Source organism: Microbacterium sp. A94 (assembly GCF_051842855.1).
Taxonomy (GTDB): Bacteria; Actinomycetota; Actinomycetes; order Actinomycetales; family Microbacteriaceae; genus Microbacterium.
This window is the reverse complement of sequence record NZ_JBPXMU010000001.1, coordinates 619724-631972: the sequence shown is the minus strand read 5'-3', so window position 1 is coordinate 631972 and position 12249 is coordinate 619724. Positions and strand designations below refer to the sequence as shown.

At 64.4% G+C, this 12249-nt stretch carries 11 protein-coding genes; 6 read left to right on the top strand and 5 right to left on the bottom strand.

The window, feature by feature from the left end:
• Positions 1–69: 69 nt before the first annotated feature.
• The 5 genes from ACSU1L_RS03195 to ACSU1L_RS03175 are packed head-to-tail and all read left to right on the top strand — an operon-like array spanning position 70 to position 3498.
• Positions 70–567, top strand: coding sequence for a YceD family protein (locus ACSU1L_RS03195; RefSeq protein ID WP_439255039.1), 498 nt, complete (start codon positions 70–72; stop codon positions 565–567).
• Between the two features lie 2 nt (positions 568–569).
• Positions 570–779 carry a 50S ribosomal protein L32 gene (gene rpmF / locus ACSU1L_RS03190; RefSeq protein WP_438254702.1) on the top strand — a complete coding sequence of 70 codons (210 nt, stop codon included), beginning with the start codon at positions 570–572 and terminating at the stop codon, positions 777–779.
• A gap of 17 nt (positions 780–796) precedes the next feature.
• Positions 797–1489: a ribonuclease III gene (rnc, locus tag ACSU1L_RS03185; protein WP_438254700.1), complete on the top strand. Its 693-nt coding sequence runs from the start codon at positions 797–799 to the stop codon at positions 1487–1489.
• On the top strand, positions 1482–2357 hold the full coding sequence (gene mutM / locus ACSU1L_RS03180) for a bifunctional DNA-formamidopyrimidine glycosylase/DNA-(apurinic or apyrimidinic site) lyase (protein WP_439254695.1): 876 nt from the start codon (positions 1482–1484) through the stop codon (positions 2355–2357). The genes rnc and mutM overlap by 8 nt, the downstream gene beginning before the upstream one ends.
• A gap of 4 nt (positions 2358–2361) precedes the next feature.
• Positions 2362–3498, top strand: coding sequence for a hypothetical protein (locus tag ACSU1L_RS03175; RefSeq protein WP_439254694.1), 1137 nt, complete (start codon positions 2362–2364; stop codon positions 3496–3498).
• Positions 3499–3536: 38 nt separating this feature from the next.
• Here the strand turns inward: ACSU1L_RS03175 and ACSU1L_RS03170 are convergent, their stop codons facing one another.
• The 5 genes from ACSU1L_RS03170 to ACSU1L_RS03150 form a co-directional block, all read right to left on the bottom strand.
• Positions 3537–4856, bottom strand: coding sequence for an FtsX-like permease family protein (locus ACSU1L_RS03170; protein ID WP_439254693.1), 1320 nt, complete (start codon positions 4854–4856; stop codon positions 3537–3539).
• A complete protein-coding gene (locus ACSU1L_RS03165) occupies positions 4853–5548 on the bottom strand; it encodes an ABC transporter ATP-binding protein (RefSeq protein WP_438254694.1) in 696 nt (231 codons plus the stop codon). Before ACSU1L_RS03165 ends, ACSU1L_RS03170 begins: the two co-directional genes overlap by 4 nt.
• 138 nt (positions 5549–5686) lie before the next feature.
• Positions 5687–6763 carry a GNAT family N-acetyltransferase gene (locus ACSU1L_RS03160; RefSeq protein ID WP_439254692.1) on the bottom strand — a complete coding sequence of 359 codons (1077 nt, stop codon included), beginning with the start codon at positions 6761–6763 and terminating at the stop codon, positions 5687–5689.
• Positions 6760–7848: a GNAT family N-acetyltransferase gene (locus tag ACSU1L_RS03155; protein ID WP_439254691.1), complete on the bottom strand. Its 1089-nt coding sequence runs from the start codon at positions 7846–7848 to the stop codon at positions 6760–6762. The genes ACSU1L_RS03160 and ACSU1L_RS03155 overlap by 4 nt, the downstream gene beginning before the upstream one ends.
• A 15-nt stretch (positions 7849–7863) precedes the next feature.
• Positions 7864–8148 carry a hypothetical protein gene (locus tag ACSU1L_RS03150; RefSeq protein WP_439254690.1) on the bottom strand — a complete coding sequence of 95 codons (285 nt, stop codon included), beginning with the start codon at positions 8146–8148 and terminating at the stop codon, positions 7864–7866.
• Positions 8149–8627: 479 nt separating this feature from the next.
• Here ACSU1L_RS03150 and smc point away from each other — a divergent pair, with 479 nt between their 5' ends.
• Positions 8628–12179 (top strand): chromosome segregation protein SMC, encoded by a 3552-nt coding sequence (smc, locus tag ACSU1L_RS03145; RefSeq protein ID WP_439254689.1) that lies wholly within the window; start codon positions 8628–8630, stop codon positions 12177–12179.
• Positions 12180–12249: the final 70 nt, after the last annotated feature.

Genomic DNA, 12249 nt, shown 5'->3' with positions numbered 1-12249 from the left:
AGTGTGAAGACCCGATTCAACGGCCCATTCGTGGTGCCGGTCCGAGACATCGTCCGACGACCAGGGGAGATGCGGGAGCATCAGTTCTCCTTTGCTCTGAAAGAGCAGTGGGGTGAGGGCATCGTCTCGTTCGAAGCCGGTACCGAGCTCGACATCGAGGTGCGCCTGGAGTCAGTGCACGAAGGCATTCTGGTAACCGGAAGCGTCGACGCTGAGTACACCGGCGTCTGCGGAAGATGCCTCATTGACATCACTGAGCCTGTCGAAGTCGAGTTCCAGGAGCTTTTCGCGTATCCTGGTGAAGAAGAAACTGACTTCGAGGTTCAAGACGACCACGTGGATCTTGAAACGCTAGTCAGGGAAGCGGCCGTTTTGGCTCTTCCATTTCAGCCGGTGTGTCAGCCGGATTGCCCGGGGCTCGACCCGAACACGGGTGAGAAGCTGACCGGAAGCGCCGGGGCGGAGAGTGACACTCCCATCGATCCTCGGTGGAGTGTGCTCCAACAGATCACAGACCAGGGGAGCGCGGCAGACAGTCGTGCTCCTGAGAATACAGAAGAGAGTTAGCCATGGCAGGTAACCCCCCGAAGCGCAAGGTTTCCCGTTCGAACACCCGCTCGCGTCGCGCGCAGTGGAAGGCGGAGGCCCCGGCCCTCGTCAAGACCATCGAGAACGGCAAGGTCGTTTACAGCCGCCCGCACCAGGCGAAGGTCGTCACCGACTCGCAGGGCACGGAGCTGTTCATGGAGTACAAGGGCCGCAAGGTCGCAGACGTCTGAGTCGCGGTCTCACGATCGTGGCGGAGGTCCCCGGCGGGACTGCAGCTCTCGCAAAGAAGCTCAGGGTCGATATCGACCCTGAGCTGCTTGCGTTGGCGTTGACCCACCGCTCGTACGCGTATGAGCACGGTGGCATTCCGCACAACGAGCGTCTCGAGTTCCTCGGCGATTCCGTGTTGGGACAGGCGGTGACAGTGATGCTGTTCACCACCCATCCCGATATTGATGAAGGCCAGCTTGCCAAACGGCGTGCGAGCGTCGTCTCGACGGTTGCGCTGGCAGAGGTCGCTCGTGGTATCGGCTTGGGGCAGCACCTGCTGCTGGGACGCGGTGAAGAGCAGACTGGTGGCCGTGACAAGGACTCGATCCTTGCCGACACCATGGAAGCTGTTTTCGGCGCCACCTATCTGTGGGCGGGCCCGGAAACGGCAACCGAGCTTATTCTTCGGTTGACCGAGCCGTTGCTCGCCGACCCGGAGCGCTACGGCGCCGCAATGGATCCGAAGACGAGCCTGCAGGAACTGGCTGCTCGCATCGGCTCCACGCCGCCGCAGTACACGATCACCTCAAGTGGTCCCGACCACGATCGGCGCTTCACCGCGACGGTTCTCGTCGGTGCAGTTGCCATGACAGGCGAGGGCACCAGCAAGAAGACCGCTGAGATGGCGGCTGCCCTCAGCGCTTGGCGCTCCCTCAGCAAGAGTGCCTGAACTTCCTGAGGTCGAGGTTGTCCGCGCAGGCCTCGCCCCCGCCGTTATTGGCGCAACGATCACCAGTGTTGAGGTCTTCGACGAGCGTGCGCTGACCCGCCATACGGCCGGTGTCGTCGATTTCGTCGACCGCTTGGAAGGCGTATCGATCACTGCGGCATCGCGCCGTGGCAAATTTCTGTGGTTGCCGCTGGCAACTCCGGGATACGCGCTGACGGCGCACCTGGGGATGAGCGGTCAGATGCTGCTTCGGGTTCCGAATGCTCCAGCCGAGCGCCACGAACGGATCCGGATCGGTGTCGAGCATCCCTCGCACGGAAGACTGGCCGTCGTCTTCGCCGACCAACGTACCTTCGGCTCTCTCGCCGTGGACGCTCTTGTGCTCGACGGCTCCGATTCGGTGCCCATGCAGGTGCAGCACATCGCTCGTGACCCCTTGGATGCTGAGTTCGATGACGCCGCGTTCATCGCCGCAGTGCGGCGCCGATCCAGCGCAATCAAGCGCATTCTGCTCGACCAGACCGTCATCAGTGGGATTGGCAACATCTACGCCGATGAGTCGCTCTGGGCGGCGCGCATCCATCCGGAAACCGACGGGCGCGCTCTTTCGGCGCAGGCTGTCCGCCGCCTGTTGAACGAGGCCCGACTGGTGCTGCATAAGGCGCTGGCAGAGGGCGGCACGAGCTTCGACGCACAGTACGTGAATGTCAACGGCGAGGCTGGCTACTTCGCGCATTCGCTGAATGCCTACGGTCGCGGGGGCCAGTCGTGCCCGCGCTGTGGTGGCGAGATCCGGCGTGCGGCGTTCATGAACCGCTCAAGTCACTATTGCCCGCGCTGCCAGCGACGTCGCAGAGTCGGTGGATGAGGGCATGAATCTGCAGTGGCTGAACGCCCCGGAGGCTGATGTCGCCGCGGCGATGGCTCGGCTACGCCGGGAGGGCCGACCGAGCTGGGTGCCCACGGTGCGCCAGATGCTTGTTCACGTGAACCGCTGCCTGATGCTGTGGTATCTCTGCTTAGCCTGGTTCACCCTGGCGGTACGGATAGACACTCTCCAGGACAATCGGATCACAACCGCTGACGTGCGCGACATGGCGGTCGTCGTCATCGTTTTTCTCTTCTGGTGCGTCGGTGCCTTTTGGTTGAGTCGGTGGTCCAAACGGCCGCCGTCACCGCGTTCCCGCATAACGGAGTGGCGGCAGACGCTGACAGCCCTGGCCAACGGATTTGAGCCGCAGCCCACACGTCGTGCGCACTTTCGCTCCCTGATCACCGTGGGCAATGACGAGACGTTTTTCTACCCGAGGTTCGTGGCAGACGGGATCGAGTTCGGCAACCTGCGACGTGGGCGCGGTGGGGGCGACATTTGGCGCTATCTGGTCGTGAAGCTTCCGGTGCTGATGCCGCATCTCATCCTCGGTTCCGAAGCGGCAGGTGGAGTCTCGAAACGGCTGCCGGTGCGTGTGGATCCTGCACAGCGGCTCTCGCTGGAAGGCGACTTCGACAGGTTCTTCCAGGTTTTCGCGCCGGAACGCTACGAGCGTGACGCCTTGTTCGTGCTCCCGCCCGACGTGATGGCGGCGCTCATTGACCATGCGAGTTCGTTCAACATCGAGATCGTGGACGATTCAGTAGTCTTCTTCGCACCCGAAGCGGCAGACTACGCGAAACCACACGCTTGGCTCGCGATCGATGCAGCACTGCGTGGAACTGCGCCGCCCCTGGTTCGAACGGCGACCCGCTACCGTGACGAGAATGTGCCTGGCCAGGATGGATTGTCAGCGCTGGCAGGCTCGCGAACCGCGGTTGAGGCATCCGACCAATCGTGGACAGCGCCCAGACCGAGGATCGGATCGGCCGGTCAGCGGCTGAAGCTCAGCGATCGTCGCACGGGGTGGTCGGCCGTGCTCGGAGCGCTCGGCTGGTTCGCCATACTCGCATTTCTGTACGTGGTCCCGGGGCTGTTCCTGTTCGCCGCGGTCATGTCGATCGTCGACGGCCACTGACGCGGGGCCGCTCGGTCGCTCCCTGGCGATGCTGGCCGTCAGGCCGCGGCGAACGCCCGCGCCAACAACGGTGTTGTCACCCGTGCGCCGAGCCACACGAGTCCGATTCCGGCGGCGATAACCGCGGCGATCGTCAACAGCGACAACGGTGCGACGATGATCGAGATGCCGATCAAGGGGAGCATCATTGCGGCGGCGCACACGGCCGATCCGATCGCCGTCATCAGCAACGGCGACATCATCGACTGGCGGCGTGCAATATCGACGGTGCGCAACGGCATGCCGAGAAAGTGCAGACTCCGATGCAGATCACGCTGATCGAGGATGCTGGATGCCTGATTCACGCCGACGGAAACAGCAACCATCAGGAACGAGGCAGCGAGCGTGATGATGAGCCCGGTGCGAATGTCGACGGCGAGCATGAGATTGGCATCCGCCTCAGCACCGCTCATGGTGTCCATCAGTGAAACGCCCGTGCCGGCGAAGACCGCGACGAAACTCGTCATCGCCACGCCGCTAACCTGTCTCCACGCTGCCTTCGGAGACTCCAAGACATGACGGGCAGAAAGCAGTTGCTCGGGGCGCTGGGCACGGTTCAGGCGTCGGCGCGCCTGCAACTTCAGGACCCAGGGGCCGACGAGGTTGAGCACGGCGAGAACTGCGCCGAAGAGCGCAGCAACCACGAGAATCGTGACTGCCAGTCCCGCGACCTGGGGGAACACCTGGATCAGGGCGATGGCCACCGCGATCACTACCACAGCGAACACCGCGCGAATCCAGTGAACTTTTGGCACGTCAGTGCGCATCCGCACGCCGAGCGGCGAGATGACGACGCGCCGCAGGCCGATCGCGGCGCTGACCGCGGAGAGCAGAACGACCCCGATGACGACCGCGAGGATGTGGATTGCTGGCAGCAACACTGATTCGATCCCCAGCGCTTCGCCACGGAAAGGAATCAGAGCCACCAGCGGGGCCAGAACGAAGTATCCGAGCAGCCCGGCAACGGCACCGGCGAATGCCAACAACGTCGACTCGATCACCGTCGCTGCGACGACACCGGCAGGGGAGACTCCGAGGAGCCGAAGCGTCGAGAGCTTCTCATCCCTGCGCCGTGCCGAGAGCCGAGCTGCCGCACCGCCGAGTGTGAACAGCGGGACAATCAGCAGGACGACGGCGATTGCGGCGAGCGCTTGGTAAAGCCCTGCGTCAGGGTCAGTCCACGTCCAGAATGCCTGTGCGCCGCCGATGACCGTCAGGACGAGCGCGGTCACAACACCGAAGGCGATGATGGGGAGGGCGACGATGGCACGGTCTCCCGGCGAGGTTCGCAGTAACAGAGCGAGGACACGCGCGTTCATGCGGAGACACCGCTCTGGACGAAACGGCCGTCACGCACGTGCAGGGTCTGTGAGCAGCGCGCGGCGACATCGGAATCATGTGTGACGACGAGCAGCGTCTTGCCCTGGCCGGTCGTCGACCAGAGCAGAGCATCCATCACCTCGGCGCCGGTCTGTGAATCCAATGCTCCCGTCGGTTCATCTGCGAAAACGAGCTCGGCGCCGGCCACCTGAGCGCGGGCGATCGCGACGCGCTGCGCCTGGCCACCAGAGAGCTCGCCGATTCGGCTGTCTTCTTTTCCTGCCAGTCCGAGCGCGTGCAGCCACGAAGCGGCTTGGGTTGTGGCATCAGTTTTCTTCACGCCGTTGATCATGAGCGCGAGCGCCACGTTCTCGACGGCCGTCAGCTCCGGCATCAGCAAACCCTGCTGAAAGACGAAACCGAACTGCTCGCGCCGCAGACGTGACCGTACACTTTCGGACCCGCCGGTCACATCGATCGGTGCGCCGGATGCGGGCATGAAGCGCACGGCACCGGCATCCGGTGTGACGATGCCGGCAAGCACGTGCAAGAGCGTCGTCTTGCCGGATCCCGACGCTCCCATGATCGCGAGCGACTGGCCGCGCTGCACACGCAGGTCTACGCCGGCGAGGGCGGAGGTTGTCGCATAGCTCTTTGTGAGTCCGGAGGCTTCGAGGACGAAATCATTCATACCTCCAGCCTCGTCGCCGGTGCCCGTGCGGTCATCCATCTGCAGTCGTGTCAAACCGGCTGGGCGTACATCGCGAGGATGATCCTCGGCTGGCTGGCTGGCTGGCTGGCTGGCTGGCTGGCTGTCAGCAGGCAGGCCTCAGCCGAGTCGCTTCTGCCACCCTCCGGCATAGGAAGCAGGCACGAAGCCGATCGCCTCGTTGATGTCGAGCATCCGACGATTCTCTTCCGCGTTGAATGTCGAGACTTTGGGCGATTTCGGGGCCAGCTCCTTCCACCGCAGCAGGTTCGCACACTTCACGATCGTGCCCAGGCGTCGGCCCCGGTGCTCCTTCGCGACGAGCGTTCCCCACTGATGGGTGACGCTCGCGCGATCCGCGCCGACCAGCAGCTCGTTGAACGCCACCATGGCACCGGTCGGCTCATGAATCACCGCCGCGACCGACATCATCTGACCACCCGCGGCGAACTGCATGTCGCGGCGACTAACCTTCTCGTCATCCCAGATCTCTGCCTCCATGAGGAGGTCTCCGCTGGGCACATCAGTGGCCATACGAGCGATCATGCTTCCGTATCCGGCACGTAACTCGGCAGGCGTCGGCAGCGTCCAACTCACGACGCGGTAATCTGCCCCAGCGATGGCTGAGGCCTCCCGAAGCCGGCGCTCAGCATCGATGAGCGGACCGTCGAGGGGGAGTACGCTGTTGCGCTCGACCTGCTCGAGTGCGTAGCCATTCGCTGCAAGCAGCGCGCTGAGCGGCGTGGATGCGACCTCACCCCAGCCGGTCGCTGGTGTCAGCATCCGCTCGTCCGGGGCCGCGGGATGCAGCGACCACGTCTGCAGTGCGGAACGTTCGAGTACCCGCGCTTCCTGCTCGACACGCTCCAACAACGCTTGGCCGACGGCGCCCGCGAGCTCGTCGGGAAGAGCCATGAATCCGATCTCTGCGGAGGTCGTTCCCACGGCGTTCGACGTTGTGATCTCGGCGGCGCCGACGATCTGACCGTCCCGCCGTGCGATGAAACCGCGCCGCGTGCGGTCGGTCTGGTCGAGCCACGAAGGCAGCAGCTGTTCGGGGGTGTCGTCGAGATCGTCGATGCCGCTGTCGAGTTGCGCCATCCGATTGCCGAGGTCGACCATCGCACGAAATTCCGCAGCGTCGATCGTGTCGAGGGATGCCGGAATCACCAGGTCGGTGATGATGGGTGCGTTCACGTCAGATCTTTCTTCCAGGCGCCCTCATAGGCGAACGGTGCGAAGCCCAGGGCCTCGTTGATGTCAAGCATCGGGCGGTTCTCCTCGGCGTTGTAGGTGACCACGCGCGGGGACGCAGGGAACGTCTGGTGCCATCCGAGGAGACCGGCCGTCTTCACCAAGGCGCCGAGACGATGGCCGCGATGCCCCGCCAGCACGAGGGTGTCGTACTGATGGGTCACGCTGGACGCATCGCTGATACTCATCGCCAACTCGTTGAATGCGCACAGCTCGCCGGTGGCGAGGTGCTGCGCGGCTGTGACCTGGATCGTGAAGCCCTTCGCGGTTTGTCGCGCATCGAGTTCTGCCACCCGTGCGGCATCCCAGATCTCCTCGGGCATTCCGAGATCGGCGTCTGGGGCGTCGGTCGACATTCGGGACTTCATCCACGCGTAGCCGTCAACATACTCGGCAGGCGTTGGCGACAGCCACTGCACGACGCGGTAGTCCTGCGCGTGCTCTTGGGCTACGGCCCGCGCGCGCTCGAGTCCGTGAACGGTGTCAGCATCCCAGGTCAGAGCGCTGGCGCGTTCGACCTGACCGAGCGCGAACCCGCGGCGCTCGAGGAAATGTGCGACGTTGTCGCGGGGCACAGATCCGAAGCCGGTTGGCGAGCAGATCACATCGGTGTCGTCGCCGTGGTGCTCCACCCAGCACAGGAGCTTGCGAACCCCGGCTTCTCGAAGTTCCGATTCGAGGTGAGCGAGCGCCGCAGTGCCGAGGCCCTGGCCCCCGTGCTTCTGAAGCAGAGCGATGACACCGATGGCGGATTCGCCATCGGCATCCTGCAGGATGTCTGCCGCGATGCATCCGATCATCGAGCCGTCCTGCTCGATGTACCACTGACGCCTGCGCGAAGCGCGCGTCGAGTAAAGCACGGGCAGTAACGACTCGACTGGCAAAACATCATCATCGCGTCCGCTCGTCTCGAGAATCGATGCATTGCGCACGTCCGCGTACTGGCGGATCAGCGGGGTGGGTGCTGCACCCGCCTCCGGAAGAGGAAGCGGGTGCAGCGTCGCGGCGTCGGTGAGGGTGATTGCCATGATTGATCCTTTCGATCAACGCTGAACGCGGTGCAGGTCGTACATGACCACGGCCAGCGCCTCACGCTCGACGGTGCGGCGTGTTTCGAGCATGAGCATTACTTGCTCACGGCTCATAGCTGGCTTCGACGGCCGGTTCGGGCGCTGGGCACGGACTAGCAGCCACAGGCCGATACGCAATGACAGCCGATCGCGCAGAGCGAGTTCGTGCCGGTTGCTGGGAACGGTGATCTCGAGGATCTCCTGGTCCTCGGTACATGGCGGGTGGGCGGTGCTGCGAAGCAGCGTGCGAGTACTCACGGTGTTGCTCGTTTCGTGTAGAGATGGGTGCAGAGTCCGATGATCGGATGCAGAGGCCTGTGCGCTCGAAAGATGAGACGCGGCCAGAAGGGGTGCAGAGGGTCGAAGAGAGACGACCGATGCGGAGGCGGCGTAGACCGGCAGAGAAGGCCCACTACGGGCCAGGAATCTCAGATGGCGGTGCTACGACAGCGTGCTGGGACGGATGCCGAAGTACGAGGACGCCAGATTCTCCGCACGATCCGCGGCAGTGCCTGCGGTGTGAGCGATGAGAGTTGAAGTAATCATGAGCGTCCTCCTTTCGTGAGCGATCCGGTTTGTCAATTTAGTGGGCAGGCACAGCGTACGTCAAGCAATTGCCGTCTTTACGGCGTGTCGCGGTCGTCGCGGATCCGGAGTCGCGCCGCGCGGGATGCTGGATTCCGGGGCGGCTTCGGATAATCTTCAGGCGTGATTCTTCCCGAACGAGTGGTGCTCGTATGCATCTGAAGAGCCTGACGCTTAAGGGCTTCAAGTCGTTCGCACAGCCGACCAGTTTCGTGTTCGAACCCGGCGTTACCTGCATCGTCGGGCCGAACGGATCCGGCAAATCGAACGTCGTCGACGCCCTGGCCTGGGTGATGGGTGAGCAGGGCGCCAAGACGCTGCGCGGCGGCAAGATGGAAGACGTCATCTTCGCCGGAACATCCACGCGTGGTCCTCTGGGCCGTGCCGAAGTGCAGCTCACCATCGACAACAGTGACGGCGCTCTGCCGATCGAATTCGCCGAGGTGACGATCAGCCGCACGCTGTTCCGCAACGGCTCCAGTGAGTACGCGATCAACGGCTCAAGCTGCCGGCTGCTCGACGTGCAGGAGTTGCTCAGCGACTCCGGTCTCGGTCGAGAGATGCACGTCATCGTCGGGCAGGGACGTCTGGACACCGTGCTGCAGGCATCGCCGGAGGATCGTCGCGGGTTCATCGAAGAAGCCGCCGGCATCCTCAAGCACCGCCGGCGCAAGGAGAAGACCCTCCGCAAACTCGACGCCATGGAGGCCAATCTCACCCGGCTCAGTGATCTCGCCGGCGAGATCCGGCGCCAGCTCAAGCCGCTCGGCCGGCAGGCCGAGATCGCCCGCGAAGCACAATCGATCGCCGCCATCGTCCGTGACGCGAAGGCGCGCATCTTCGCCGATGACGTCGTCGCGCTGCGAACCGCGCTGGCTGACCATACGAACACCGAGCAGGAGCGGCACACGGAGCGGCTGGTGCTGACAGATCAGGCCGATACTGTTCGTGCCGGCATCGCTCGGCTCGAAGCTACTCAGAACTCGGCCGGCGTCGACGAGGCACGGCGCATCACTTTCGGCCTTGAACAAGCACAGGAGCGGATGCGGTCGCTCTACACGCTGGCCAACCAACGGCTCGCGCTGCTGGGGTCGAACGAGGACGACGCTGCCGTCACCGCAGTGACGGTGACACAGGCGATGATCGACGAGGCCAAGGATGAGATCACGGCGATATCGGCCGGTCTCGGTGACGCTCAGGATGGTGCGGCAAGCGCTAGCCGCGAGGTCATCAACGCGAGGGCAGAACTCGATACCCTCGATGTGGACATCGCCGAGCAGAGCGCATTGGTCTCCGAGCATGACATGCGCATCACTGCGTTACGCGGCACGGCAGAGGCAGCGGCCTCCGCACTGGCTGCCGTTCGTGGCGCTGTGCTGCGCCAGGAGAACGCGCTCGAAGCGGCCCATGAACGACGCCGTGAGGCGGCCGATGCGCTTGAACAGATCGATGAAGCGGAAGCCCCAGTAGGAACCGCGGCTGAGCATGCCACGGCCTATGAGACTGCGCAGCGGGAAGCGACTGCCGCCGAGACCGAGCGGGAAGCGCTGCGGGAGAAGTTGCACTCAGCTGAGCGCGAGGCGGAGTCACTGACGGCGAAGGCATCGGCACTGAGCAGCGCCCTGTCACTTTCGGGCGGTGCGGCCGAGGTGGTGAAATCCGGCGCTGCGGGCGTGCAGGGACTGGTCGGCGATTCCGTACAGGTGACGGCAGGATTTGAAGCTGCGATAGCCGCGGTTCTCGGACCGCTTGCCGAGGGCGTGCTGGTCGACGACTCGGCGGCAGCATTCGCGCTGGCAGCAGAATCTGTTGAGCAGAAACTCGGTGTCGTAGATTTCGTTGCCGCTGAAGCTGCGGCGTCTGAGGCCGTGCTGCCGGAGGTTGCCGGCGTGACGGCGGCGACGTCGGTCGTCACTGCCCCGGCTGGTGTGCTGGCGGTGCTCTCTCATGTACTGGTGGCTGACGATCTTGACGCAGCCCGCCGCGCGCGAGCGGCACTGGACGCGCTCGTAAACACGACCGTCACCATCGTCACAACCGGCGGTGATGTCATCACCGCACAGACGCTGCGAACCGGATCGGGCGGGGAACGCTCGCGCTTGGAGCTCGCCGCGGAACGGGATGCGGCGCAGGACCGGCTCGCCGAGGTCCGCGTGATCGTCGACTCACTGCGCACGGCGCGGGAGGATGCCTCGGAGCGGGTGGAGACCACGCGTCGTCAGGCGAAGGATTCGTTGCGGGCGCTGCGTGAGCACGATGCGGCGCTCGCGACGCACGCGGAGCAGGTCAACAGAGTCACCGTTCGTCATGAGTCGGCTGTTGCGGAGTGCGAGCGGCTTGAGGCCGGGCTCGCGCAGGCGCAGGCAGCCGTCGCGGATGCCGAGGCCGGAGCGGCTTCAACGACGGCTGAGTTGGCAGCGGCTGAGGCGACGCCGAGGCCAGTGCTGGATGCCTCGGCCCGAGACGGCCTGCTCGAAGCGCTGGAGAGCGCCCGCGAAGACGAAGTGCGCGCGCGGTTGGAGATCGAGACACTGCGTGAGCGTGTGCGTGCAGCTCAGGCCAGGGCCGCGAGCCTGGAGCGCCAGCGGGAGCAGGAACGGGATGCTGCGGCGGAAGCTGCGCGGCGTGCCGTGATCCGGCGGGCGCAGCGCGAAGCGGCGACCGCTGTGGCTGATGAACTGCCGCGGGTTCTGGATTCGATCGACCGCTCGGTGACGGAAGCGCGCATCAGCCTGAGCGAGGCAGAGAGCGCCCGATCAGCGCAGAACGAGGAGTTGACGGCGTTCCGTGCACAGGAGACTTCGCTTCGCGAGCGGCTTGCCGGGCTCACCGAGAGCGTGCACGGGCTGGAGCTGCAGATCCATGAGAAAAAGCTGCATCTGACCAGTCTGCTGGAGCGCGTGGCATCCGAACTCGCGCTCGACGAAGATATTCTCGTTGCGGAATATGGGCCGGATCAGCCGGTGCCGCGCGACCCGCTGGCAGAGCCGGAAACCGCCGAGGACGACGGCGCGGATTCCACCGCTATCCCGTATGACCGACGCATCCAAGAACGCCGTCTCTCCGAAGCTCAGCGAAAGCTCAACCAACTCGGTCGGGTGAACCCGCTGGCGTTGGAGGAGTTCGCCGCGCTCGAGCAGCGCCATGCGTTCTTGACGGAACAGCTCGCCGACCTCACCCAGACCCGCCAGGATCTGTTGACGATCATCACTGATCTCGACGAACGGATGCAGACGATCTTCGCGAGTGCGTTCGAGGATACTCAGCGCGCCTTCGGCGAGGTCTTCCCGCTGCTGTTCCCTGGCGGATCGGGAAGTATCTCCCTGACTGATCCGGACAACATGCTCACCACGGGCATCGAGGTCTCGGTACGGCCTGTTGGTAAGAAGATCGAGCGGTTGTCCCTGCTTTCTGGTGGTGAACGGTCACTTGCCGCTGTCGCGCTGCTGGTGGCGATCTTCAAGGCCAGGCCGAGCCCGTTCTACATCCTGGACGAGGTCGAGGCGGCGTTGGATGACGCCAACCTCGGTCGTCTACTCACCGTGTTCGAGCAGCTGAGGGAAAGTTCGCAGTTGCTGGTGATCACGCACCAGAAGCGCACGATGGAGATCGCCGATGCCCTGTACGGCGTATCCATGCGCCAGGACGGTGTCTCGGCGGTTGTCGGCCAGCGCGTGGGCGACCGCGCCGCTGCCGCAAGCTGAGCGAAGAGCATCCGCAGACCGGACCGAATCCCAGACGACCAAACTCGCCCGTGGCGTGTCCGGCCGACCG

Excerpts from the sequence above, each read along its gene's own strand:
- ACSU1L_RS03195 (WP_439255039.1), top strand. The coding sequence starts at position 70 with ATGCGGGAGCATCAGTTCTCCTTTGCTCTGAAAGAGCAGTGGGGTGAG.
- rpmF (WP_438254702.1), top strand. The coding sequence starts at position 570 with ATGGCAGGTAACCCCCCGAAGCGCAAGGTTTCCCGTTCGAACACCCGC.
- ACSU1L_RS03175 (WP_439254694.1), top strand. The coding sequence starts at position 2,362 with ATGAATCTGCAGTGGCTGAACGCCCCGGAGGCTGATGTCGCCGCGGCG.
- ACSU1L_RS03170 (WP_439254693.1), bottom strand. The coding sequence starts at position 4,856 with ATGAACGCGCGTGTCCTCGCTCTGTTACTGCGAACCTCGCCGGGAGAC.
- ACSU1L_RS03165 (WP_438254694.1), bottom strand. The coding sequence starts at position 5,548 with ATGAATGATTTCGTCCTCGAAGCCTCCGGACTCACAAAGAGCTATGCG.
- ACSU1L_RS03155 (WP_439254691.1), bottom strand. The coding sequence starts at position 7,848 with ATGGCAATCACCCTCACCGACGCCGCGACGCTGCACCCGCTTCCTCTT.
- smc (WP_439254689.1), top strand. The coding sequence starts at position 8,628 with ATGCATCTGAAGAGCCTGACGCTTAAGGGCTTCAAGTCGTTCGCACAG.